General features: G+C 33.7%; 21 protein-coding genes. 10 read left to right on the top strand and 11 right to left on the bottom strand.

Annotated elements, in window-relative coordinates; all coding sequences use genetic code 11:
* Nucleotides 1–113 precede the first annotated feature (113 nt).
* The 9 genes from BUB42_RS13415 to BUB42_RS13370 all read left to right on the top strand — a co-directional run bounded on the left by BUB42_RS13415 (nucleotide 114) and on the right by BUB42_RS13370 (nucleotide 12363).
* Nucleotides 114–2219, top strand: coding sequence for a TonB-dependent receptor domain-containing protein (locus BUB42_RS13415; RefSeq protein WP_396178053.1), 2106 nt, complete (start codon nucleotides 114–116; stop codon nucleotides 2217–2219).
* 87 nt (nucleotides 2220–2306) lie between these two features.
* A complete protein-coding gene (locus BUB42_RS13410; protein WP_317614901.1) occupies nucleotides 2307–6479 on the top strand; it encodes an RHS repeat-associated core domain-containing protein in 4173 nt (1390 codons plus the stop codon).
* Nucleotides 6467–6712, top strand: a complete 246-nt coding sequence (locus BUB42_RS13405; protein WP_073021273.1) for a hypothetical protein — start codon at nucleotides 6467–6469, stop codon at nucleotides 6710–6712. The genes BUB42_RS13410 and BUB42_RS13405 overlap by 13 nt, the downstream gene beginning before the upstream one ends.
* A gap of 8 nt (nucleotides 6713–6720) precedes the next feature.
* Nucleotides 6721–7134: a hypothetical protein gene (locus tag BUB42_RS13400; RefSeq protein WP_073021272.1), complete on the top strand. Its 414-nt coding sequence runs from the start codon at nucleotides 6721–6723 to the stop codon at nucleotides 7132–7134.
* Nucleotides 7135–7295: 161 nt separating this feature from the next.
* Nucleotides 7296–8894 (top strand): RHS repeat-associated core domain-containing protein, encoded by a 1599-nt coding sequence (locus BUB42_RS13395; RefSeq protein WP_073021270.1) that lies wholly within the window; start codon nucleotides 7296–7298, stop codon nucleotides 8892–8894.
* Nucleotides 8895–9354: 460 nt separating this feature from the next.
* On the top strand, nucleotides 9355–10872 hold the full coding sequence (locus BUB42_RS13390) for an RHS repeat domain-containing protein (protein WP_073021269.1): 1518 nt from the start codon (nucleotides 9355–9357) through the stop codon (nucleotides 10870–10872).
* A gap of 270 nt (nucleotides 10873–11142) precedes the next feature.
* Nucleotides 11143–11415: a hypothetical protein gene (locus tag BUB42_RS13380; protein ID WP_139257393.1), complete on the top strand. Its 273-nt coding sequence runs from the start codon at nucleotides 11143–11145 to the stop codon at nucleotides 11413–11415.
* A gap of 21 nt (nucleotides 11416–11436) precedes the next feature.
* Nucleotides 11437–11856, top strand: coding sequence for a hypothetical protein (locus tag BUB42_RS16840; RefSeq protein ID WP_262987409.1), 420 nt, complete (start codon nucleotides 11437–11439; stop codon nucleotides 11854–11856).
* 66 nt (nucleotides 11857–11922) lie between these two features.
* Nucleotides 11923–12363, top strand: a complete 441-nt coding sequence (locus BUB42_RS13370; RefSeq protein WP_073021264.1) for a hypothetical protein — start codon at nucleotides 11923–11925, stop codon at nucleotides 12361–12363.
* 156 nt (nucleotides 12364–12519) lie between these two features.
* Here BUB42_RS13370 and BUB42_RS16500 read toward each other — a convergent pair whose 3' ends face one another.
* Nucleotides 12520–12684, bottom strand: a complete 165-nt coding sequence (locus BUB42_RS16500; protein ID WP_170857240.1) for a hypothetical protein — start codon at nucleotides 12682–12684, stop codon at nucleotides 12520–12522.
* Nucleotides 12685–12882: 198 nt separating this feature from the next.
* Nucleotides 12883–13485 carry an SOUL family heme-binding protein gene (locus tag BUB42_RS13365; protein WP_073021262.1) on the bottom strand — a complete coding sequence of 201 codons (603 nt, stop codon included), beginning with the start codon at nucleotides 13483–13485 and terminating at the stop codon, nucleotides 12883–12885.
* Between the two features lie 331 nt (nucleotides 13486–13816).
* On the opposite strand from BUB42_RS13365, the gene BUB42_RS13360 reads away from it, so the two are divergent.
* Nucleotides 13817–14413, top strand: a complete 597-nt coding sequence (locus BUB42_RS13360) for an OmpA family protein (protein WP_073021260.1) — start codon at nucleotides 13817–13819, stop codon at nucleotides 14411–14413.
* Nucleotides 14414–14943: 530 nt separating this feature from the next.
* Here BUB42_RS13360 and BUB42_RS13350 read toward each other — a convergent pair.
* The 9 genes from BUB42_RS13350 to BUB42_RS13310 all read right to left on the bottom strand — a co-directional run bounded on the left by BUB42_RS13350 (nucleotide 14944) and on the right by BUB42_RS13310 (nucleotide 26626).
* Nucleotides 14944–16422, bottom strand: coding sequence for a serine hydrolase domain-containing protein (locus tag BUB42_RS13350; protein ID WP_073021256.1), 1479 nt, complete (start codon nucleotides 16420–16422; stop codon nucleotides 14944–14946).
* A gap of 107 nt (nucleotides 16423–16529) precedes the next feature.
* Nucleotides 16530–17099, bottom strand: coding sequence for a helix-turn-helix domain-containing protein (locus BUB42_RS13345; RefSeq protein ID WP_073021254.1), 570 nt, complete (start codon nucleotides 17097–17099; stop codon nucleotides 16530–16532).
* Nucleotides 17100–17536: 437 nt separating this feature from the next.
* The gene (locus BUB42_RS13340) at nucleotides 17537–17968 is read right to left on the bottom strand and encodes a hypothetical protein (protein ID WP_139257391.1); all 432 of its coding nucleotides are present in this window, start codon (nucleotides 17966–17968) and stop codon (nucleotides 17537–17539) included.
* Nucleotides 17969–18490: 522 nt separating this feature from the next.
* Nucleotides 18491–19576: a TlpA family protein disulfide reductase gene (locus BUB42_RS13335; protein ID WP_170857239.1), complete on the bottom strand. Its 1086-nt coding sequence runs from the start codon at nucleotides 19574–19576 to the stop codon at nucleotides 18491–18493.
* A gap of 445 nt (nucleotides 19577–20021) precedes the next feature.
* Entirely contained in the window at nucleotides 20022–20582 is a 561-nt protein-coding gene (locus tag BUB42_RS13330) for a hypothetical protein (protein ID WP_073021241.1), read from the bottom strand.
* Between the two features lie 293 nt (nucleotides 20583–20875).
* The gene (locus BUB42_RS13325; protein ID WP_073021240.1) at nucleotides 20876–22477 is read right to left on the bottom strand and encodes an FAD-binding protein; all 1602 of its coding nucleotides are present in this window, start codon (nucleotides 22475–22477) and stop codon (nucleotides 20876–20878) included.
* 10 nt (nucleotides 22478–22487) lie between these two features.
* Nucleotides 22488–22835 carry a hypothetical protein gene (locus BUB42_RS13320; RefSeq protein ID WP_139257389.1) on the bottom strand — a complete coding sequence of 116 codons (348 nt, stop codon included), beginning with the start codon at nucleotides 22833–22835 and terminating at the stop codon, nucleotides 22488–22490.
* Between the two features lie 1403 nt (nucleotides 22836–24238).
* The gene (locus BUB42_RS13315; protein WP_084118350.1) at nucleotides 24239–25108 is read right to left on the bottom strand and encodes a DUF5694 domain-containing protein; all 870 of its coding nucleotides are present in this window, start codon (nucleotides 25106–25108) and stop codon (nucleotides 24239–24241) included.
* 348 nt (nucleotides 25109–25456) lie between these two features.
* Nucleotides 25457–26626, bottom strand: coding sequence for a TlpA family protein disulfide reductase (locus BUB42_RS13310; protein WP_139257388.1), 1170 nt, complete (start codon nucleotides 26624–26626; stop codon nucleotides 25457–25459).
* Between the last annotated feature and the right edge of the window lie 298 nt (nucleotides 26627–26924).

Raw genomic sequence — 26924 nt, 5'->3', positions numbered from 1 at the left:
AGTGTAATAAATACGTGCTAAGTAAAAAACCAAAAAGGTTTACTAATTATTTTTTATTTTGGTAACATTTTCATTTATCATCAGACTAAAATGACAATAAATGAACAATGATGATTAAAAAGATTTTTTACAGCCTGTTTTTATTAACTGGCATATTTACAATAAATGCGCAAGAAAAGCTCGAAAAAGCTGTAGAATTAAATGAAGTTGCAATTATAAAAACGAAAAAAGTAATTGAACAGAAAGCAGACAGAACCATATTTGACTTTGCTAGTCAACCCAGTTTAAATTCGGGATCTGTAATGGAAGGTATCCGAAAATTACCCGGATTAATAGCTTCAGATGTTGCCGGGATGATGTATCAAGGAAAGCAACTTGATGTTTTTATGGATGGCAGACCATTAAATATAACCACTAACGAATTAAACTCTTTTCTCGAAGGCATGCCCGCAAATGCCATCGAAAAAATCGAAATTATAACGCAGCCTGGTGCTGAGTTTCCTGCAACTTCTGGCGGTGCTATTATGAATATTATTACTAACGTGAATGCCAAAAAATATTTAAGTGCAACGTACACAAACAGCACAAATATTACTAATTATGATCAAGTTAGATATAGGACAAATAATAGCTTGTTACTTAATGCAAAAAACAAATATTTTGGTTGGCAACTTAATTTTGGTCAAAGTTACAATGAAACAGCTCTATGGAATTCAGTAACAAAGAGCGAGAATGGCCTTAGCTCTGTACTTTCTGCAACTAATGCAAGTCGGTTTGGACGAACTAATTTTGTTAAATCAGCGATTAATTTTGATGTTGGAAAAGATAGATTATTACTCAATTATGATTTGAATTATAGCAACAACAATAGTAATACAATAGGAAATGGTCCGGGCTTTAGTACTGATGATGATTCCTTTACTGATGCTTTACGTCAAGATTTTGTAATAACATACCAAAAAAAGTTTGAAGATAAAGCTAAGAAATTGGACGTACGTTTCAACTATAATAAGAATCAAAACGAATTTGAGCTCAATTCAAGAGTTAATAATGCAGCTCTTTTAGACAATGCATCTAAACAGCAGTTATACAACGCTAAAATTGATTACGCGCAACCCATCGATTTCTCAGATGAGGGCAAAATAAGTTTTGGTGCCTTGTATGAAGCGTTGCTTTTTGAAGCGCAGAATATGAATGTAATCAATCTAGATTATCAGCGCAAAACGACAGCAGCTTATGGTGAACTGCAATCGAAGTTTAGTAAATTTAATTTTATCGTTGGTGCTAGAGCTGAGGATTATAATATCACTGGTACAACAGCCATAGCAACCTTAATTCCGTTCAAGCAGTTTCGTTTTTTTCCCAATGCGAGCGCACAATACAATTTTAGTAATTCAGTTTATTTTAATGTCAATTATAATAAAAAAATTAGTTTGCCAAGCACCTCAGCTTTAAATCCTAATAACACCAACTATCAAAATCCAAATGTTGAATTTGCTGGAAACCCAAATTTACAGCCTACTATTTTTGATAATTACGAAGTTAAATTGAGTGCTTTTGATTATGCTTTCATTGGATATAATTTAAGTTCAGCTCAAAATCAGGTAATCACCAGGGTGTTAATTACTAATGATGTGGTCTTAAACACGAACATAAACGTTCCAGAAATAAAAATCCATAATTTTAATGTAGGATTACCCATTCCATACATGTTGTTTACCAAAGGTTTAGCAGAAACCATGAAAATGAATGTTAATCCAGACACAATGAACTTTTTATATGTTTATGCAGGATACCAGTTTCACCAAATTCCAGAAATCGAAACAAATGGGTTTTGGATGTTTAATTTCATGTCGCAGATTGTTTTACCGAAAAAAATAAAATTTGTAGCTAACTATAATTACACCATTCCAAAAGGTAATTACTTTTACTTTATAGCTGAAAAACCATTCAGAAACACATTAGATTTGACACTTTCAAAGAAGTTTTTCAAAGATCAAGTTTCGGTGTCTTTGACTGTTGATGACGTACTCGATTCTACTCGTTCCATTTTTAGTTCCGTTGATACACCACTGTTACTTTTTAATAAAAATGATACACGCCGTTTTGGATTTAGTATTAATTACAAGATTCCGACTAGAAATAAATTAGCTAAAGAAGATCCAAGTTTGCTAAATAAAGAAAAGAAAGAAGAAGGCGACACCATGCTGAACCAGTAATCCTAAAGTTTTATGTTCTTGTAGTAGAACTCAAATGACAAATTTGAGCCTATTTACGGGTACTTATTAATGTCTTTTTAGCCACGAATTGCGCTTCTAATAAAATCCAACTTTAACAACATCAAACGCACAAACAAACTTAAAGGTGTAACCAATGCTGCTGGTAACAGCTACGTTGTTGATTACGAACTAACAAAACCTACTTATGAAGATCCATCCGCACGATGGGTATTACAATCGGTGGATGTCAATGATGGACATGTGGGTGACGGTATCGATCATTCTATCGCCAAATTTAAATATGAAAATGGGTATTATGACCGTCGCGAACGTGAATTTTATGGTTTTGAAAAAGTAATTCAACAGCAAATTAATGCTGCTGATAATACGGTTTTTGCAACTACCGTTCAGGAATTTTACAATCAAGATTATTTCAGGAAAAACTTGTTGAAACGCAGTTTTACGTTAGATAAAAATAACAAAATGCGTCAAGAATCAGAAAACGAATATAGTTTTGTTGATGTTGCAACACAATCGAGCGTATCGCTTACTGATTTAAGTTCGTCAGTTTGTGATGCCAAGCGTATTTTTGTGGGATTGATTCACAGCAATCAAAAAATGTATGAAGGCGGCAGCGAATTCCTAGAAACAGATACTTTTAATACCTACGATGCCAACGGAAATATTACTCAATACGACGATTTAGGCAACGGAACTAGCACTGACAAAGTGACCGCTAAAATCAGTTATCACGAGAGCACGATGCCTTATTATGGAGGGATTCCAAAACAGTTGGAAGTGTTTACCAAGGACGGATTGCGCCGTAAAAGAGCGACAACGATTAATACAACGACTGCCGAAGTTACCCAAATCAAAAACTACACTGCGGCTGATAAAATAGCGCTTACGGACATTGTTTATGATGCGTACGGGAACCTACAAAAAATAACAGCAGCTGCTAACTACAAGGATCAACGCATGACGATGGACTATGTTTATGACAGCGAGAACCACCAGTTTTTGACCGCAATCAAAGATGCTTTTGGGTACCAAAACAAAATGGAATACGATTATCGTTTTGGTATTCCATTAAAAACGACGGATCGAAACGATCAAAGCACCTTGTATACCATTGATGCTGCAGGAAGGCCAGCCACCATTCGTGCACCTTATGAAATTGCAAGTGGCAAACCATATACGATAGCTTACGATTATTTTCCAACAGCCAAAGTTCCGTATGCGAAAACTAGAAATTATGATCCAGAGTTGGACAAGGATATCGAAACTTATACCTACACTGATGGTTTGGGCAGAGCCTTGCAGGTCAAGAAAACAGCCAGTTTGTTTACTGCCGCGGGAAGCCTCGATCAAGAAGCGCAAATTGTATCTGGAAAAGTGATTTATGACGGCTTGGGTCGCCCAACCACTAGTTATTATCCCACCACGACTACCACAATAAATGCTGATTTTAGTACAGCGGTATCGAATGTTACGCCAACAACAACAGAATATGACGAAGTAGGTCGTGCCGTAAAAGTAACTTTGCCTGATGGCAGTACCAATGCGACTTCGTTTAAAATTGATACTTTTAATGGCGTTCCCACGATGCTAACGACACAAACCGATGCATTGGGTAAAACCGTTCAATCACAAACGGATGTCAAAGGAAGGAATTTGGCAAGTATTCAAAATGATTTGGTTACCAAATTTGATATCAATTCGCTTGGCGAAACCATTCAAGTGACCGATGCTTTGGATCACATTACTACAAGTAGTTATGACTGGTTAGGCAGAAGAACCGAATTCACCCATCCCGATGCAGGAACCACTACGATGGAATACGATTTGGCTGGAAATCTTATTAGACGCATCACTCAAGATATCCGCAATATAACTCCCCCTTTGGGGGCTGGGGGGCTTGGAGGTGCTATAAAATATGAGTACGATTACAACCGTTTAGAAACCATAAAATATCCTAAAAATCCACAAAATAATGTACAGTACAATTATGGTAAAGCCGATGGTACGGCTTCACGCCGAGGTAGATTGTGGTTTGTGCAAGATGCCAGTGGCGGGCAGGAATTTTTCTACGGAAAACTAGGCGAAGTCGAAAAAGAGATTCGCACGCTTAGAATCACTCCTACAGATGTGCAAACGTATATTTCGCAATTTGAATACGACACTTGGAACCGTATCCAAAAAATGACCTATCCCGATGGCGAAGTAGTCGATTATACGTACAATCGAGCAGGAAACTTGCAAAGCATGCGAGGCAAGAAAGAAAGTCACACTTACGATTACATCAAGCAATTAGCGTATGATGAGTTTGAGCAGCGCAAGTATTTAAAATACGGAAACGACACCGAGACCAATTACAACTACGACCCTACGATGCGCCGTTTGCAACAATTGCAAGTAAGCTCCAGTTTAGGTCGCCAAATCATGAATAACAGTTATAGCTATGATTTGGTTGGAAATGTGTTAGGAATAAAAAATACAGCTCCAATAGTCAATAATACATTAGGAGGAACTTCCAATCACGAGTACCAATACGATGATTTTTACCGATTAAAAAGTGCTAAAGCAGTCTATCAAGGGGAGTTTACCAAGGCCAGTTATGAGCTGAACATGAGCTATAATAAAATGCACAACATCACCAAGAAAGACCTAGTGCATACGGTAAACAACGAACAAAAAGGCTATGTTTTAGATTATAACTATGATAACGAATTGCATCCGAATGCACCCTCCTCTATCAGTGAAGTTTCGCAAGCAACTGCAACTCCGAGTCCAGGAGCACTAGGGAGAACTTACAATTATGATGGAAATGGTAATCCTACGTATATCGAGGGAGCTACCCCTTCGGGGGCTGGGGGGATAAAAATGACATGGGATGAAGAAAACCGCTTGATGGGAATCAACGATAACGGAAGGATTCATCAATACACTTATGATGCAGGAGGCGAAAGAGTCATAAAAAGTTCTGGAGATTCTCAAAACGTGGCAATCAACGGGCAAACGGCTGCTACAATTGTGCACACAGATGATTATACGGGCTATGTGTCTCCATACTTTGTAATCAGCAAAGGGAAATTCACCAAGCATTATTTTGAAGGAGCGGGACGTATTGTGAGTAAACTAGGGAATGGAGCTTTTGCGCAACCGTTAAAAATCACAGCAGGTGGTGTTAATTATACCAAGTTAACCGCAGAGCAACAAAAAGCATTAGACAATTATGTCCGCAATTTGGGAGTTCCGCCGGGACCACCCACCCAACAAGGGATTTATGCCAGTCCACAGTATACAGGAAATCCATATCCTTCAACTCCCCCTTTGGGGGCTGGGGGGCTTGAAAATCAAGAACCACCTGAGGGTTGGCCAAGAAATCCTATATTTAACAAACCAGGCGGTGTGCCTGGACCACCGGTGCAGTTTGGCCCACCAGTAAAACCTGAAACGGTTCAAGCAGCTGAGGGCTTTACAGGCATAGGTTTGCGGGAGAATGATATTTTTTATTTTCATCCTGATCATTTAGGTAGTACTTCGTATATTAGCGCCCGAAATGGTTCTATTTCGCAACATGTAGAATACATAGCCTTTGGAGAGATTTTGTTTGAGGAGCATTCTAGCTCGTTTTCTTCGCCGTACTTGTTTAATGGGAAGGAACTAGACAGAGAAACCAATCTTAGCTATTATGGGGCGAGGTATTTAGATATGAAGACGAGTCTTTGGTTGAGTATTGACCCGTTGGCGGAGAAGATGCCGAATTATGGAGCGTATGTTTATGCTTTTAATAATCCTATTAAGTTTGTTGATCCTGATGGCAGAGCCCCAACTGATGACATAAGAATAAATACAAAAACTAAAGTAACTGAAATTGTAAGAACTAACGATAAATTTGATAGAGTCTTTAAAGATGGTAGTTATGTAGGGATAACAAAAAAAGGCTATACTGAAAGTACATTTAAACAACACGGCAAAGCACTTAAGGAAACTACTTATCCGAAGGGTGTTGGTATGGGCGCAGTAGATGGCGCAATACTTTTTCTAGCTACTGGTGGCGCTTCCAAAGGTGTTGGTTTATTCAGTTCCGCTTTACGTACTACAACAGGTAAAGTGGCTACCAATTTTGCAGTAGGCGCAGGAATCAATGCAACTACTCAATATATTGCCAATGGAGGAAATGCTGGAGATATTAATATGTTGGAAGCAGGTTTTTCTGGAATACCTAGGATAGGGTTGGATTATTGGGAGAATTAGCTCCAGTAATTGCAGGAGAAACTTTTAGTTTAACAACAAATAATGGCTTTGAAAGGCCCAAAACACTTGGAAAATGGGGAGCGCAAGTTGGTGGTGGAATACTAAGTTTTGGTTTTGGAAAAGCAACAGATAACCATCTTGCTGGTGAAGGTATTGGCGGAGAAGTAATTGGTGGTTTTTTTAAAGGACTAGTAGAAACAGGTTCTAATGCGGCACCAAATCTAGTTAAATAATAATTACTATGAAAAAAAATGAGAACTCTATACAAAGTAAAATGCTAACGGTTATTGTTATAATTATTTTATTGACTTTCATAGCAAGAGATTTTTATATAAAAAGTGAAGTTAAAAAATTGAATAAATTTACAATTGCAAAATTCACTTTAAAAAAGAATTTACCTAAAAGAACAAGTTTTTACTTTACTTATATCCTAAATCAAGAGAAAATTGTTACGGCAAATGCTGGAATACATTATGATATCTTAAATTCAGAATCAGAGACTAAAATTATAGACGACTTAAAAATCAATTGTTTTTATTTAGCTAAATATGATCCAAAACACCCTACCATAATCCTTGTTGATCCTTTACAACAAGTTACAGATACAACAGCAATATTAAAAGCAGGATTTTCGAGAGAGGATATTGAAAATTAAGTATAAAAAAACCGAGCAATTTGCTCGGTTTTTTTATATAGATTTACTAGCTTAAACTGGTTAACCCCCTAATCCCCGAAAGGGGGACTGGAGTCCGAAGTTACAGCTATGACGGAAACGGAAATTCAACAAGTTATTCTGAAGAAAAGAGCTTCAGAAAAATGACATGGGATGAAGAAAACCGCTTGATGGGAATCAATGATAACGGAAGGATTCATCAATACACTTATGATGCAGGCGGCGAGCGAGTGATAAAAAGTTCTGGAGATTCTCAAAACGTGGCAATCAACGGGCAAACGGCTGCTACAATTGTGCACACAGATGATTACACGGGCTATGTGTCTCCATACTTTGTAATCAGCAAAGGGAAATTCACCAAGCATTATTTTGAAGGAGCGGGACGTATTGTGAGTAAACTGGGGAATGGAGCTTTTGCGCAACCGTTAAAAATCACAGCAGGTGGTGTTAATTACACCAAGTTAACCGCAGAGCAACAAAAAGCATTAGACAATTATGTTCGTACTTTAGGCGTTCCACCGGGACCACCAACGCAGCAAGGGATTTATGCCACACCAGAGTTTACAGGAAATCCTTACCCAAGTGAGATACTACAGCCAGTAGAAGAGAATCAGGAGCCTCCTGAGGGTTGGCCAAGAAATCCTATATTTAACAAACCAGGCGGTGTGCCGGGACCACCGGTGCAGTTTGGCCCACCAATAAAACCTGAAACGGTGCAAGCAGCTGAGGGCTTTACAGGCATAGGTTTGCGGGAGAATGATATTTTTTATTTTCATCCTGATCATTTAGGTAGTACTTCGTATATTAGCACCCGAAATGGTTCTATTTCGCAACATGTAGAATACATAGCCTTTGGAGAGATACTTTTTGAAGAGCATAGTTCTAATTTTTCTAGTCCTTATTTATTTAATGGAAAGGAATTAGATAGGGAAACGAATCTTAGCTATTATGGGGCGAGGTATTTAGATATGAAGACGAGTTTGTGGCTAACGGTCGATCCACTCGCACTTTACAACCCAATTTTTGAGGATGAATTTTATTTTGATGGGCAGCATAATGGGGGGGTTTTTAATCCTAAAAATCTAAATTCATACAATTATTGTTATCAAAACCCCATAAATCTTATTGATCCAAATGGCAAGCAAGCCTATTTTATACACGGGACTTCTAGTTCATCTAAAAGGTGGTCAGAAACAACTTCTGCAAAAATAGCTGTTAAGGTTATTTTGGGTGTAACTAATAACAAGACATATAATGCTAGTTTTAATTGGGATGCTCCTATTTATAATGGTTCTGAAATGAGGGGAAAAGCAGCTAGTCGGTTGGCTAAGCATGTACTTAAAACAAGGAAAGAAGGTGAGTCTATAACATTAATTGGTCATAGTCATGGTGGGAATGTAGCTATTCAAGCTGCTAAATTAATTTATGAAAGCACTAAAGAAAAAGTAAATATTATAACAATAGCAACACCTGCATATAATAAAAAAGGTAATATTGAAAATCCAACAACACAACAAAATTATATTAAAGAGCATATTTCTTTTTGGAATAAGATTGATGGAGTTTCTGGTGGAATGGCTGGTGATGATACTTATAAAAACAATAAAACACAAAATACAGAAGTAGATGTAAGTAAGCATTACAAATCTAATGAAACTTTAGATGCTCATTCTTTCGACATAGAACATCCTGAAACTTTAAAGGCAGCAATTAAGCACAATAATACCAAACTAAAAGACTAATGAAAAAAATGTTCTTATTATATATATTTTGGTATTTTGCTGTAAGCATAGGTGTCCTTACAGCATCTTTTACTTTTGGTCATGGGCTTGGTGATTTATTTTACTTGATTGCTTTGACTTTAATAACATTTGTAATTGTGATAATCTTTTTTAGATGCAGTATAAAAGTAAATATGTTATTTCTGCTCATCACTTTAACTATAATATTATTTACTTTGAAATTAACTATCTTCCGGGGACCTGAATTTCCATAGAAAAGAAAATCCAGATGCAAATACTTTTGGAGGTCCCCCGCCGTCGCGAGCATTAGGTATTACTGGGCTAGCGCGATGCCTCTGGCTCGTGCCCACAAAGTTGAGCAAACAAAACAAGTCAAAATAAAAAAAACGAGCGTAGTTGCTCGTTTTTTTATATTTTATAGCGTTGCCAAATTTTTAGAAAAAGAATTTAAATTTTGTCAATGAGTTTAAAGATGGTTTGTTTGTCATCTTCTTATTTTGTAATCAGCAAAGGCAAGTTTACCAAGCATTATTTTGAAGGTGCAGGACGCATTTTGAGTAAACTAGGCAATGGCGCATTTGCCCAACCGTTAAAAATCACGGCAGGTGGTGTAAATTATAGCCAACTCACTGCCGAGCAACAACAAGCGCTGGATAATTATGTAAAAAGCTTGGGCGTTCCTCCAGGACCTCCCACGCAACAGGGTATTTACGCCACACCTGAGTATACAGGCGATCCTTACCCGAGTGAAGTACTACAACCCGTTGAAGAAAATCAGGAGCCTCCTGAGGGCTGGCCACGAAATCCTATTTTCAACAAACCAGGTGGTGTGCCGGGACCGCTGGTGCAGTTTGGTCCACCGCTAAACCCAGAAACCGTGCAAGCAGCTGAGGGCTTTACAAGCATAGGTTTGCGGGAGAATGATATTTTTTATTTTCATCCTGATCATTTAGGCAGTACTTCGTATATTAGCACTCGCTCAGGAAGCATAAGCCAGCATGTGGAGTACATAGCTTTTGGAGAGGTTTTGTTTGAGGAGCATTCTAGCTCGTTTTCTTCGCCGTACTTGTTTAATGGAAAGGAACTCGACCGCGAAACAAATCTTAGCTATTATGGGGCTAGGTATTTGGATATGAAGACTAGTTTGTGGTTGACTGTTGATCCCTTGGCGGAGAAATATCCGAACATTGGAGTTTATACTTATTGTGCCAATAATCCAATTAATGCTATAGATCCTGATGGAAGACTTGTTCTTTTTATTAATGGTATGTGGGGTAGAGGAACAGGAGCTTCTGACGGAGGAACTGCAAAACATTGGGGACAAGATTGGATTCTGTCAGCACAAAAAGCAATTGGGGATTATAATGCTCGCTTTTACGATGGATCATCTGATTGGACAGGAAAAACGGGAGGAATGTCAAGAGTTAGCTGGAATATGGATCCCGTGAATAGATATAGTTCAGGTTACTCGCAAGGAAAAAAAGACGCTGCTAATATTGTAAACTCTTTGGAGCGTGGAAGTAATGGAGAAATCACAGAATCTATTAAAGTTGTAACTTCAAGCATGGGTGCAGCATACTCTAGAGGTATGACAGCGGCAATAAATGATTATGTAACTGATCAAAATAATATTATTGATAAATTTAATAATAGTTTATCAAAAAACAAGGCGGGTAATTACGTTGAACCATCTAAAGTAAAACAAAGATTAAATGTTTCTATTGAGTTCACAGTAGATTTAGATGCGTTTCAAGCTAAAAAAGTTGGAGCAGATCCAAATAGTCAATCTAATTATTTCATGAAGGCAGATGGCTGGGAAAGTAATTTCGTTGGTGGAAATAACGTTCCAGGTTCGACAGAAATTGGATCATCAAGTATGAAGCATCATCATCCATCTTGGGCTCCTGCGGGAGATTTGCCGAAAAGCACAAGTAATCCAACATCATCTAAAAAACCAATTGAAAATCCAACTAACTAATGAGAAAAAAGATAATATTGACAATTGTTTTGTTTTTGATAAGTTTATCACTTCAAGTAATTTTAATTGGGACATCTCCAAAAGTAAATTGTGATGAGATAAAACAACAACTATATGTTTTTTTGGATACTTTAATAATTGAGTATGTTTTTTTTATTTTAATAGATATTCTGTTTCTCAAATTTTTGTTTAAATGTGCTTTTAAAAGTATAGCTATAAATGTTTTAATTTTCACACTTTTATTTGTGGGCATTTTTATATACCTATTTTATGGCTATTATAATGAAATATGTAATTAAATCTCCGTTGGCTCTTTATAATCCAATTTTTGAAGATGAGTTTTATTTTGATGGACAACATAATGGAGGGGTTTATAATTCTGGTAACCTTTCAAATTATAATTATTGCTATCAAAATCCCATCAAGTATGTTGATCCAAATGGCAAACAGAGTGTAGCTGGAACACTGTTAGGCACGGTTAGAATGGGTATTGAGGCTACAATTCTATATATGGCATATCCAAATTGTGGAGGGGATTGTTAGTCTTGGTTTAAGAGTAATTATATTGGCCCATCAGTCTCTAAATTAACAGCAATAAAACAAAGAGAAAGTGGTGTAGAACCAGTAGATGAAGTAGATCTAGCCGCATTTAATCATGATGTTTCTTATGATAAATTAGAAGCAGCTGGTGTTGAAGGTGCACTTTTAGATTTAAAGACTTTACCAGCGGACATAAAGTTATTGTCAGATTCAAAAAAAGTAGCAAAAAAGTCTATTAATGGAGGCATAGATGTCAAAACTGGAGAAGAAGTTTCTTTAGTTACGGCTGTTCGCGCAGATGCAATTATTAAAGCATTTGAACCAATAGTAAAAGAAAAACAGGCAAGGATTTACGCTACTGAACAAGCTAAAAAAGCAAAAGAAAATATAAAAATGACAAATGAAAATGCTAAAAAATCTTTAATGAACCCTGTCGTATGGTAATAAAGTGTCTTTTTCCTCTTTTTTAGAGATAATTTTTTTTTTAATTAAAATGTTAAACATGTTTTTATGAGCACAAAATATAAAGTATTATTAATAATTATTGCACCAATCTTTTTTATAATAGTTTCGTACCTTACTTTTATATATTTTTTCACAAAAGAGCCTAATCCGATTGAATCCTATACGTTTTCAATGTCTTATAATGAATTAGAAAAAAGAGTAGATAGAGAGATGTTAAACCACATTAATTTAAAAAAAAGCACAGTCACTGCCGATCAGACCAGATATGTAACTTTAGGAAAAGATTCATATAATTATTTTTTTACAACTAATTTAAATGAAAATCAATCTAAAAAATATGACGGAGCATGGATTGAACTAGTTGGAATTTTAGATTCTAATTTAAAAAGAACTGATATTTCTTATGATAACAGAGATAAATATCGTGATAAAATAAAAATATTTGAAGATGATTTTATTAATAAAATAAAAAATAAAAAACGATAGCAGATCCCAGACCGCTCGGATATGTCGACAACGCTAGCGCAGATTTGCAATCTGTGCCCACAAAGTTGAGCAAGTAAGAAAGAGAAATAAGTATAAAAAAACCGAGCAAAGTGTTTGGTTTTTGTGTTTTATACTACTAAGAAAAAGCCTGATCATTTAAGTAGTACTTTGTATATTATCACCCGCAATGGAAGCATTAGTCAGCATGTGGAGTACATAGCCTTTAATTGCTGAAATTAATAATGTTTCTAAAAAAAATATTCTTGTAATAACAGATGCCTTAGCCCAGATAGCAGCGGCATCCTTTTTTATCCTGAACATTTTTCAGGATTCTGAAAAATGTTCGGGATAAAAAAGATATAGCGGATAGCTGGATCGAGCTCCTAAAAAAACTTTTAAAACCGAAATGATTTTGAATGAACGGATTTTTAGAAGTGAAAGTGATTTTTAAAATATTTAAAACGGGGATGCAATCTCCTCTCCTATTTTTTAAATGGTTTTATTATGAGTTTATAATTTTTACTTTTTGACCAACTCATTTTCCAGCTCCACGATAATTTCATTTTTGCGGTTGAAAACTTCGAAAGGAGCATTGTAACCTAAAAAGTAAAAGCGGTTTGAAAACTTTATGCCCTCGGCATTTAACGCTGTAATTAATTGCTGCTTAAACTTTTCAATCTTTTCATCGTTTGCCCAGCCGCTAAAACTGATTGCAGCAACTGTTTTTGCTGGTTCCTCACGAAATTTAATTTGGGATTCGTTAGGCTGAGGTAGCGTTTCTTTATTGAATTTCTTTGGAACCATGAACATCATAGTGGTCGAATCCCCTAGTGACATTGCCACTGGCGAGGTCATTGCTATTTTTTCATTTTTTTTATTTCCACCAAAAATATACCCGGCCAACACTGAAAAACCTTTACTTGAAGATTCCTTATATTTATTTCCCGACATATTAACAGACGTAAACAAGGTGGCTTCATAGCTTCTTATTTCGAAATCCTTATATTTTTTATCGACTTTGTAAGGATAAGTTTCAATATTTCTTTGGCCGTTCATAAAGAAAATTTGCACGCCAATGAAGGCTATTGCGGCAATTCCGAGAATTATGTATACTATTTTCATGGTCTTACTTTTAAGTGTAATGTACGATAAATAACTAAGACATATAATATTTAGATCGTAGAATGCAATTGGTAATTTTTGGCATTTCGTGCAATCATTATTTTTCTCTTCTGTTTAGCTTGAGTTTATCGCGAACTGACAAGAAAATGCCATTTTAAATAGTATAGTTTTCGCCCGTTGTAATTGTGATCTTCTGAACGCAAATTCTAGTAACGCGAATAAAGACTTTGTCAGAAAATATTACTTAAAAAGCTTACTTAATTTATTTTTTTCTATTGTTCTATATAAAATAAATATTTATGTTTACAGCTTAAATTTTAAAAGAAATTTCATGAAAAAAATTATTTTAGCAGCGATTGCTGTATTGGCTTTTGCAAATGGTCATTCTCAAGTAGAAGGCAAATTTAGAGTTGGATTAGACTTAGGATATACAGTTCCTAGTAATGGTGGCGGAGGTATTTTATTCTCGATCGAGCCTAAATACAACATAAAAGACAATATGAATGTTGGTTTAAGAATTGGAGCTGCTGCGATGGTTCGTGATATTAACACTCAGGGAGAATCTACAAGTGCAAAAATTTCGGCAAACGGATCTTATGTTGGTACCTATGACTACTATTTTAATAAATCGGGCAGTTCTTTTGTTCCATACATTGGAGGAGGAGCAGGATTTTATTCGATAGCAAATGTTGAATTTGACAACGTTCAATCTTCAAATGATACTGTTGGTTTAGATGCTAGCGGTAAATTTGGAGGTTTGGTACGAGGCGGATTTGAATATGGAAAATTCAGAATGGGTCTAGAATATAATTTAGTACCTAAATCTACTTTGCAAAACATTTCTGGTGCTGAAGTAGGTACTATCGCAAATAGCTATTTGGGTATTCATTTAGGTTTTTACATAGGTGGTGGAAAATGGGGAAAATAATATAACGAATTCTCAAAATAATAGTAAAGCGCAACTGTCTCTGACTTTGCGCTTTTTTTAAGGTCGGAAAGCAGAGTTTTGTATGAGAATGATAAATATTGTACGATCTAAACTTTTAATGCTCTAACATGCAAACTTGGATATCGACGAAATAGAATTACCTAAAGCATTCGCCTGTTTTCTATTTGAAAATATAAAAAGAACAAATTCTTAGTTAAACAAACATACAGACCTTAATTAAAGATTTTAAAATCAAATGCCAATTTTCTCGTTTGGATTAAGGTGCGCCAATCGATAAAAAACAAACAAAACAGCATTACTAGTGCCAAAATAAAACTAGCAACGGATTGCCACGAAAAAATGTTATCGATAATGTTTTGTTGATTTTCGGATGCAAATTTCCCTAAGTGCAAGGCAATGGAATCACTTGTAAATTTGCCCACTAAAAAAGGAGCAATGATATAAAGCGGCTTAATTTTTGAAATTCTAGCTCGCTAAAAAGCGGTATGGGGAATCCCAAGTCAAAGCCTCTATTTTGTTTCAATATCAATTATTTTTTGACCTTTATCGCCTAAATAATGTTTCAATATTTTTTTATAAACATTTACGCCTGTATCTGAGTTTGTAAAAATCAGAAGTCCTTGTTTTGTTTTTGGCAAAATAAAAAAAATGGTTTGAACGCCTTTGTCCGAACCACCGTGAGATAGTGCAATTTCGTTGTGACCCAAATCATAAATTTCAAAACCTAATCCAAAATGTTTTCCTTTACCACTGGCCACTTGATTGCTTATCATTTCATCATAAACTTTCTTTTCAATTCCATCTTTGTTCAATACGCTGATCAAAAAGTTGCCGTAATCTTCAATTGTGGTCAGTAAGTCATCGGCTCCATTTGGCATATCGTTCTTAATAGTTTTATATGCATTTCCATCTTTGTCATAACCAATAGCTAATCGTGTTGTATCCACATTTTTGTCCCATACGTAGCGAGTATCGGACATTTTAAGTGGTTGAAAAATAAGTTCATTAGCCAATTGTTGCAAAGATTTTTGGAATTTGTTTTCCAAAGCCTTTCTTAGATATTCCATTCCCTCGCCCGAATATTGGTATCTTGTTGCTGGATCAAACTGGAATTTCAGTTTTTTGCTGTCATCGATCCAGCGCCAATTTCCAAAACCTGTTTGATGACTCAAAATAATTCTTGTCGTAAGCAGCTTGTTCCTTGGGTCTGAGGCAATATCAGGATCTGTCCAATATTTATAAACGGGTTCGTCTAATTTCCATTTGCCTAAACTAATTAATCGTAAGGCAATCAAAGCTGTTACGGGCTTTGTTAATGATGCAACATTAAAAATAGTGTTGTAAGGTGCAGAAACTCCTTTAACAATTTCGCCAAATACTTTTATTTGTTTGAGTAGTCCATTTTCAATAATTCCAAGACCAAGTGCAGGCACTTTGTTTTCTTTTATCCATTTCTCAATTGCAGCATTATCATCAAAAAATGATTTTTCAGCAATTTGAATTTCTAAAACTTTATGATCAAAACTAAATGATGTCGACAGTTTCCATTCTTTATTTTCTAATTGCCAAAAATGGGTGAATTTTGCGATTCCAGATTGATTTTCTCCTTTTTCAGAAAAAGTATGCTCGCCTTTCTGGATCGCTCCATACAGAATTCCATTTTTGTAAAGTGGAAAAATTTCGGTGCTTTCTTTTATTAGAAATCTATAAACTTGTCGGGTTTGTGGATTTTTGCATAATCCATTTTTTAGGTCTAACAGAAATTTTGATTTATCAGCAATTCCGTCTTTGTCGTGATGAAATTTAAAGTCGGCGCTCAATAATTCCTCAAATTGTTTGATGTTGCATTGGTTGAAACCAATGTCAAATAATAAACTGTCTTTTAAAAGGATGATTTTATTGAGTTCTGAATTGGACTCTAATTGCGCACTACAATTGCCAATAAATACAAGTGCGGTAATGAACGATAGGATAATTTTAAGTGTCATGAATATGTTGGTTTTGTTGGGAATTCATTTTGGAACAAAACTTATAAAATCTTTTATTTTATCCTAAAAAGTAACACGACAATAACCCGACAATGTCCTGACAATATTTATATCAAATTGAAATTCAGCTTACAGTATAGTTTTTGTTTTCTGTCTATTTCAAAAGCATTGCGCAGAATAATAAAGATGTTAGACAACACAATAACGATCAGAAGGATCATCGTAAATAATTTACCAAGCTTCATGAAAATGCCCAAAAGAAATACAATAGGTGCTATAATTGTCCAGAGAATTTGTACCGAAATAAGCTGTTTCGTTAAGTTGTTTTTTTGTTTCAATACAAGCATTAGAAGTACAGGAATTATAATATTAAGTGGTGGCATGACTATGAATAGAATTGATGATAGGTTTATTAATTTTAGCAGAGAATAGTTAATTAAAACAACATTCTTATTTTCTTTACAATGCTCGGTTATTGTGAATTTTTGGTAAGACTCGTTGACGATTAATTCTTTTTCTTTTACATCTAATGCTTTTGCGATAACGCGAAGAGTATGTCCTTTTGGTTCTTTTCCGGTTTCAATTCGTTGAATGGTACGCACTGAAATCCCTGATTTATTAGATAATTCTTCCTGCGTTAGATTTTGTAATTCCCTTATATTTTTTAATTTCGTCATTATCTAAGTTTATAAAATGTCTTTCGATTTCGGTTTTTATACTATTTACTTGACTGCATAGTTCGAGTTTCATTTGAATAGACTTTGGTAAATATAGATTATTTATTGTAATTTGAAAGAGGAGTTTTTTTGAGTCAAAATCAATTGATTTTCAATGACTGTAACGTGAAAAAAGTAGACTAATGTAATTCAAAAAAAAGAGGTGTTTCTATCTCTTTATCCCGAATTTGCTCTGATAATTTTATCATAACTCTAAAGTGTTTACGGCATGTAATATTTTCCAGCATGTTTGCCGCGGAGGATTCAACCGCGGATTTATTACTTCGTCCGTTCGTTATCGCTCAGTTAGTTCGCCGCGGTGAACGCATCTACCTCTAGCTGATGAAAGTAAAGTCGTTTATTCGATACCCTTCATAGATTTTATTTTTGTAAATCTTTTAATTTTGTGGATTTTGTATTTTATAAGACTCAATTAATTCATCTCTTTGTTTTTTTCTTTTATTAGATGATACAAATAAGCGTATCGAAATTCCCGATTTAACGACTCCAATCCCCATAAACAGAGTTCCGATTGATTGTCCAATTCCATTTTCGGCATTTCTTGAGTTTGAATAGGTGATAGCTCCAAATGCAGTTGTTAGAATGGAAAGCGAAGCGAAAATTATTGCTTCAGTTTTTCTTGTTCTTTGTATCTGTTCTTTTTCCAAAATATTCTTCAAATCAAGATAGTTCTTAGTTTGGTAGATGTCATTTGTTTCAGTTTCAATCTCAAAGGAACTTAATCTTCTCAATTCGTATTTTTTGAAGCTTTGAGAAATACAATTATTAAATACAAGTAACATTGATAAAGTTAGTAGTGTTTTTTTCATATTGTTTGTTTGTTTGTTTTATTTGATATTATATACTTATTACCTGAATTTTTTACGTTGTCAAATTTTTCTTTTATTTACTTTTTTTTCAAAATTACCGCTAATGTCAGCTCCCCTAAAAACCTTCAAAGGTTTCAAAACATCCTAACTATTTAGTAAATGTAATCGATTTGTCGTGCACTAAAAAGTGGTTTTATAAAATGGCTTGCAATTACAGTTAGAAATTCAAGGCCTAAAAAAGTTGTAAATGCACCATTAAGAAGATAGAAAATAAAGCCAATACTTTTAAGATTTTGATCAAATAAAGAATCAAAAATCGATATGAAAATACGTAAAGAGTTTCATGCTCAAAAGTGACGCAAAAAATGATCTACAGTAAATCTCAAGTAAGGTACAAGTGCAAGTAAGATCGTAAATTTTTTAATTTTGAGATGTATCTCAATAATAAAAAATAGCGGGGCAATGAAATTTCTACTAAAAATGGAAATCTCAAACGAATAAAAAAGGTGCTAAGTAATTCCTTTAATTGCCTAGCAATTCAATTAATCTATCAATAAGAGCTTCGCCTGTAAGGTTTTTGTCAATAATTATACCTTTTTGATCAATTAAAAAATTCGTAGGAATCGATTGTACGCCGTATTTTACTGCGATGTCATTTTGTTGTCCTTTTAAATCTGAAAGCTGTGTCCACGTTAATTTATCTTTTGCAATTGCCGTAAGCCAATTATCATTTTCTGAGTCTACAGAAACAGATATTATTTCAAAGTTTTTATCTTTAAACGCCTCATAAATTTTAATTAAATTTGGATGCTCTTTTCTACATGGCGCACACCAGCTTGCCCAGAAATCAAGTAAAATATATTTTCCTTCAAATGTGTCTGAACTTATTTTTTGCCCTGTTGAAGACTGTTGTGTGAATTTTTTTGCTGGGGTATTTACTTGTGCCGATTTTGCACCTTCAATTTTAGCGGCAATATTTTTCCCGTCTGGGCTGTTTTTAGCCCAACTTGGTAAAAGGGCAAAGTCGTTCGCAACTTTTGAATAATCTGCGAAAAATGTGGTAAACCTATTAAATGAGAACAAACTCAAAATAGAGGTTTTATTTGCCTTGAAATAGTCAAAAGACGTTTTAATATCGTCTTTTTTAAGGTCTTCAAAAATTACTCCTAATTTATTTAGGCCTACAGTATCATTTTTTGCTGTTAATTCACCATAAAGTGGGAAATATGTTGGTCGGATCCTGTCATTTTTTGTCAAATACGAAAAGTCATCTTGTAATGTAGATTTATTAATAAAAATAGTGTCGCTAGCTATCATTACCGATACAGTATTATTTGCTAACATTACTGAAAGTGGCGTAATTGTCTTTTTATTAGTAGCGATTGATGCTGCAACTGGCTGTGCTAAGATCTTGTTTAGTTGTAGTTGTTTTTTCGTAAAATCTAAACTGTCTTTGTATTTCACACCTGCAATTTCATAAGCAATGTACAACTTAGTAACCTCAGTATTTGTTGGAAGTGTTGCAGTAAGATTATAAAAAAATGATTTTTGAGCAAGAATCGTCACACAGTTCAACACTAACATTGTTATTATAATAGTTTTTTTCATTTGGTGTTTTTTATGAAAGTTAGTATTTATTAAAAACATCTTATTGGCAAGGGATTCTTTTGACTTTGCTAACGCATCATTTGCTAAAGATAAAAAATATAAGGCAATGAAAATGAATGCTTTAAAATATTTCACAATGTCTAGAAAGGAATGATGTTTTGCCGCGGTGCAAGTTAAATGGAGAACTTACTATTAAAAAGAATTGAAATTTATCAGGTTGAGCACGTGATCATGATTGTAATGCAATAGGAAATGTTGTTTTTAAGTCTTTCGTAATCTCGACTGCGCTCGATTTGACACAAACATGACTGTAATTTCAAAGACCGTTAGGTATTATTAAGGAGAGAATAACACCAAGGCTTTCTTTATCACTTAAGGGTTTACGGGTTTTTTTATAACGATTATTTTTACAAATACCTGTTATATTTGGTTCTGTAGTAATCCATTATTTTATGATTTTTAAGTTCGAGACTTTTAATATAATAAAGAGTACGCCGGATCTAACGATCAGGTACATTATTGCTCCTATTAAAGTTAAAATGGACACAATCAAAATAGGAAGAACACCGCCAAAGGTATATATCATGCCAACAACAAATCCTAGAAAGCATTCTGCTCGGTAAATTGGTAAGAAAAGTGAAGTAAGGATAAGGCCAATAATCATGTAAAGTGGCAATTCCTCAAATCCAGCTGTAAAAAATATAGAAAGTAGTATTCCAAAAATTAGAGCACTAAGGAATCCATAAAACACATTTGCTGGAATAGTAGTATCAAAACCGCTATTTTTGCTGATTCTACCTTGAATTCGGGAGAATAGGAACCATGTCAGTAATGGAATTAAAAAACCTCCCCACCAATTAGAAAACGCCGGTAAATCTTCACGATGCAATACGTGGTGGCTGGGCACACCTCCATGAAAATGATCCCAAACTAATAATGACCAGATTACAATTGCTATTATTGCTGTACAATACAATCGTGTTTTTAAAAAGTTTTGTCTCGTCATAAAATATAATTTTAAAAATTGAACTTATCCTTTATTGTATTTGTGGATCGACTTAAATAGGTAATTAATTTTCCATTATTGCCGGTAGTAGCTATTGTACTTACTCGTTTCAATAAAGCACACCATCATAAATTTTTTTATAATAGTTATAACGCAAGTTCTTCTTTTTTTTGTGAATTGTCAATTTTTTTAGTTTTATGAATGTTTCACTTTACATTGCAAAAAGATTTTACTTGTTCAAAATTATATGTTTCAAAAGCATTTTTCGCAACAAACGAAGAATCATCCCCGCACTACAAAGAAACAATCAAATCTTGCGGTATATCACTTTCTGGTTGTGCTAAATTTGTCATTTCTAAAAAATCGTTGGAAAACAATTGCGCCAACTCTGCAGAAAGCAATGAGTTTCTGTAGTTTTTCCATATTTTCATTTTGTTTCCAAACATGTGCTCAACAAGCCCAGGAAAGGCCCAATCTGAATTTTTCCCCCAGTGTATGGTAAATAAGATCCCATTTTGCATTAAAACTTCTATGATCCGTTTAGAAAATTCGGTTAAGCTTATTATGTTATTTGTTTTTTCCCATAATACACCATCCATTTCGAGCATGCATGTTATCGTAAACTTAGTAAAAGCTAAAGTAGCCTGTGATTGTTTTACAAAACGCATGGCAAAAATTCCAGGAATTGGCCCTTCGTCATTGACAAGTTTGGATAATAATTCTAGCGCTTTCGGTGAATCTTTATGATCAATACCAACCGAACAAGCAAATGCTGGCCCTTGATGTGGCGCATCCCAAAATATTTCTGCCAGAGTACCAGTGACTTCTTCATCGACTTGAGGCATTATTGTGTTTCTAAGTTGGTCTACTAGCCAAGGAATATTTTTTGGAAATTTCTCTGCTATTTTAGTAAATAATGTAATAAGATCCTTATAAATTGCTGTTTTTATTCTTGGAAATGGATCTGGATAGGGTAGTTTATATTCTTTTTTATACATCAGTTCTACTACATATTCATTGTCATTTCGATAAGGATTTACAAATATTTTGTAATGATAAGGCCGCAAGCCTTTGCCACTAGAATCTACCTCTTGTGGAATTGTAAAAGATGAATTTTCAAAATCCAATGTCTTAGCTAATTCTAAAGCGATGTTCTTATCAATTTTTTTAACATAACGTTTTAGCAAAAATCGATCTTCTGCTTCTATAACAACGCCGTGGATAAATCCGAAGCCTCCTAAACCAACTAAAGCCGCATTAAATAAATCATCATTTCTAATAATTCTGGTATTTATTTTCTGTAAGAATAACTGATTAAGTGCAGGTTTTGAGTGGCGTTCTAAATATACAATATCGTTTTTATTTGGACCAATTATGAGATTAATACCAACAACAAAATCCTGCACTGCTCCTGCATCTAGACCAGCACCATGAACTCCTGTGGAGATGCATCCACCAATGGTTTGACCGTTGCTGGCTCCACTGGCTTTTAATGATTTTCCATGCGCCGATAAAAAATTAGAAATTTCTTTAATTGTATTGCCACATTCTATAAAAAATAGGTTTTTGTGATGATAGTTAGTGTTTGCATGGAGGTCATCTGCATCGATCGTCATTTTTAAATTCATGTTACCATTGTAATGCATTCTGTCTTTATGGTGCGCAATGGCCGATAGAGACCAAGCGGAACCGTAAGCTCTAAATCCCTCATTATTATTGAGCGCTTCTTGAATTAAGCGTTGTATTTCTTGTGCACAATCATTGTAACGATCTGTGCTTGAAGGCATGTTTCCCTTGCCTTCTAACTCGGTAATATGTAGCATTTTTGTTGGAAACGGACCGTTATTATGAAAGGTATCCCACTCACCGATTGTAAACGTTTTTGTACTTGCCATAACATATTATTTAATTGGACTCTTTTAAACACACATATTTTATTTGTACTGTCTTTTTTTTTCCAAACGAAAAAACACTTCTTAATAAACCTCCAAAAGTGTTCCTGTATTCTACCGAGTGAAAACCGCGATCACCGCATTTTTCAAGTAAGGTGAATTCTTTTTCAAGTGTTTTTAATTTAATAACGGTGTCTATTTTAGTTACCGCTTTATGCCGATAAAAGCCTGCTACATTATTCATAGGATCGGGTTGTGGGACACCGCTAGTGTTGACCATTCGAACAGAATAACACGATTGTAAAAATGTTAACAGTAACAAAATGCAGCAAAGTTTAAGATTGTTTTGTATCAATTTCATAGCTAGCGTTTGTTAGTTTCTATTGAGATAATAAATATATTAATTAATCACGCGTGTAGTAAACTACTAAATATAATGTCTTAATATGTTTTTTTTAGATTGGTGATTGCTCTATTTATTGGCCAAAATTATTTTGTTTGTGATCATACTTAGTAATTTGATAACAAGTGAATGCAACTAAACGTATCTTATCAGTAAAAGTGTTGTTTACGCACAACCTAATTCTCAATTTCAAAGTCATTTATCCTTTCAAAATCTTTGGTATTTTCAGTAACTACTTTTAATTTTTTTTAGAGGCGGCAATACCAATTAATACATCAGATTCGTCATTTCAGCGTTGACCAAGATTATTAAGAAGAACTTTTTCTTCAGCGTACTTTTTTTTGGATTTAAAGATTGGAATTGTTACAATTCCTTTTAAGAAAACATCCACAGATTTATATGATTTTACGTTGTCATAATTGTTTCAGCACCAAACCTTTATTTTAAAACTGTTATTTCTAAAATAAAACCGTATTCTGAAGTCTTTTAATTTAAGTGTTTTGTCAACTTCAAATTTTCCATGCAAAATGGATTTAGATATTAGTATCAAATAAATAATATTAGAATTTTAATTTCTTTGTTTCTAAATTTTCTGCTTGATTTGACCTCTTTGTTTATTTCATCAGAACTTTTTTTTCGTTGAGAATTTAATAAAACACTTATAAAATTTATTTTCTTTTCTTTTTGTTTCCGCTTTTAATGATTTTTAAACTAGTTCTAGTTTGCTCATTATGTTCAAGCTTTCGAACAATCCGAAATAATTTTCTATTAAATTTTTATAGTAAAAGGGATCTTGAGTTGTTTGATTCAAATATATGAAATATTTGTTATTTTTCAATTTACTATAAATTTGTAAATGATAAGAATCTAAATATCAAATATTTATCGTTTTATTACTGATAAGTTAGCAGAATGGGAAGCACTACAGCAATATATAAAAGTTTGTTTTTTTGGAACTTTTCGAAAACGGATGATTTCGAAGTACTAAACCTTTAGCCAACATCGAATTTACCACGAAGCACAATCCCGAGTCTCATCGGGATCATTCAACCACTGAATCGCCAATTTTTTCTAGGTAGTTTTAGTGGTTCCGTTGATTTTCATTTTGACCGCTTTTGACAATTAACCAAATAGCAAAAGTTATTTCCCATGACCCTGCATGTCTAAAAAGATTGCTGCTCCATGCTTGTTAAATAGCTCCATCAAAAAACCAAATACAAAAATTGTATAACCGATAATTCCCCAAAGATGTTAAACGATTTTTACAATTCTATTGCTATCAGCGTTGTATTGCCAAAACAACCTGTAATGCTCCATTTGCTGTGACAAATACCACTAATTTTAACTACTTTTGTTAACTTTTAATTTAAGTATTGAAAGGTGTCTACCATTTTAAATTTAGGACTTCTCTGGATAAAATCTTTGAAATATGCGGTATGACTAGCTCCTAAAATAATAAAAACCCTATCATTTTCATTAAGTGGAATCCTATTTAAATTGGAATACATTCTGATATTTCTTTGATAATATTTTGTTGCCTCGTCAGCGCCTTCAAATCCTTTTTCACTACCTACATGTGCAAGCATTTCTGCGTTTACTTCTATCAAAAAGTCTAGAAAAGACTGCTGATTTGTTATTTTTAATTTTTCTAATAAATTCAACTTACTCTGATCGATATTAACATCAGGATAATATTGTAAGGGATTTTTATAATATTTATTGTGCCAAGTAGAGTCAATTGAATTTGTCATTTCGCTGCCAATATTATAATTGTAACTCATTTTATGATCAACCCCATAAATTCTTTTAGTGCCACTAATGCGTCCTAATTCATAAGCTAACAATTCAATTTCCGATGGATCTTTGAATTTCATTTTAGGATTAGAAACATATTCACTGTACTCGGCTTGGAGTCTATTGTCAAAGCTTGGAGGTCTTTCTACAATAATTACTGTTGGACGAAATTCAGATAATTTTTTTGCAATTTCTTTTATAGCCAGTTGATTTTTTCTATCATTTTCATCAAATTCTGTTGTGGTCGCATCATTAGTTAATCCCATGTGAAAAGTCCCAAAATTAAGAACAGGTATTTTTTTTAGGTCTTGATCTTCTTTGTTATTTAAAACAATATTTTGCGTATTTTTTTTCTCATTTAAGACACTTTGTGAATTCTTGCAAGAATAAATTGCAAGAATACTAGTTATTAAAATTGTTTTTTGTGCAGTTGTCATAATTGTAAATCAATATTAGTTGGTAGAGGTTTCGTTTTTAAATGGTCAGTTAATTTAATTGATTTTAAAAATCAAAAAGGTTTATTCAAACCTTTTTGGAGTAAATATAGTTGATTTATTGGTTGTTAAAAAGTAAAAAACACGCTACAAATGACTTTTGTTTCGCTTAAATAAAAAAGAGGCGTACTTGCCTCTTAAAATTCTCTCGCAATACTTTACGATAACTCCAAAGTGTTGACTGCATGTAAGCGGTTCCAGCTTGTCCGCCGCGGAGGATTCAACCGCGGGTTCATTGTTGGTTCGTCGCGGCGAACCCAACAAACGTCTCGCTGTTGTAGGCTGAGTTTATTATTCGTATTTGTATATTTTAGTACTTAGCATATTTTTTTCAAGTGTTAATCCATATGACCTTAAATCAATATTTAATTTTTCAAGTGATTCCTTACTTAAAATTAAATCGTAATTTTCATTAAGTCCAGTTTTGTTTACAATAACAATTTTAAAAGTAGAACTTACTTGTCTTATCAAATTATTAATATTGGAGCCTGATGAAATTAAATGACTTTCACTTTCGCTATTATGTCCTGTATTTTTTTCTGTTTTCCTTGAGATTTTAAGTTTAGATTTATTTGAAATTTTTAAACTGTAAACTGGCTCTTCTTTTCTGTAAATTTTCTCTTTTAGATTTAATCGGTTTAAAATTTTTATTTTTAATTCTTTTGGCAATTCTTTATTAGTTGTATTTTTATAAATTAAATTATAAGTTAAGTCATTAAACTTTTCTGAAATTTTAATTTGTTCTTCGGGAATATCCGTGAAATTAGAAATTATGTTAGAAAGTTTTTTGTTTTGGACAATATATTTTCCATTTGTTAAGCCATTTACAATCATTGATGAATTTTCATTTTTTGCTTTAACCAAGTAAAAAGTTGTGTCAATTTTTTTATTTTTTATAATTGTTATTGCTTTCTCAAAAAAGTCGTTTTTTAACGATATGTTCTTAGTATTAATTTTTGTTTTATTTACATTCAATTTTCCTCCTTTTAAAAATAGGTCAATTTTTTGTTCATTCAAATCTTCGGGTAACCCTTTCCATTTAATTACACCTTTATTATCTATTAGAACTGTTAATGGAATTGCCATTATTCCATTTTTTTCAACTTCTAAATCTCTATGTGTTTTTTTGGTTTGATCGCTTACAACTATCGTTTTGAACTCTATTCTATTTAATGTTGCTAGAACTTTTTCTGCTTTTTCGTCAGTCATTGAAATAAAAACTAGTTCTTTATTTGATTTATATTTTTCTTGTAACTTGTTTATGTGAGGAACTGCACTCAAACATGGACCACACCATGTTGCCCAAAACTCAATGATGATATACTTATCCTCAAAATTTTTGTTTTCCGGAATATTTAGAATGTAATCCGTAATATTTATTTTATGCTTTTTTTCTGAATTATTACAGGAATTTAAAAACATGAAGGCTGATAAAGAAAAAAGGACTATTTTTTTTTTCATTTTTAATTGTTTGGTGTTATTTTGCGACAAGGTCTACAACGTCAGTCTGTGAAAAACTTCCGTTTTGTTTGCATCAAATATAGTATTTTATTTTAGATATAAGCGAGAAAATTTTTACATTAAAAGATGCAACATATATCGGGAACAATTGTCAACAGTTACAAATAAGTAGTTTAGAAGATATAATTGCCGCAGATAATTTCGTGCGTTTTATTAAAGCTTTTGTAGAACACATCTCACTCGAAGCACTTGGTTTTACGGTACAAACTATAAAATCCGAAAGTTGACCCAGTTTTGA

It is taken from the genome of Flavobacterium micromati, assembly GCF_900129585.1.
GTDB classification, from domain to species: Bacteria; Bacteroidota; Bacteroidia; order Flavobacteriales; family Flavobacteriaceae; genus Flavobacterium; species Flavobacterium micromati.
Note: the sequence above shows the minus strand (reverse complement) of the source record. Positions and strands in the feature narration are given on the sequence as shown.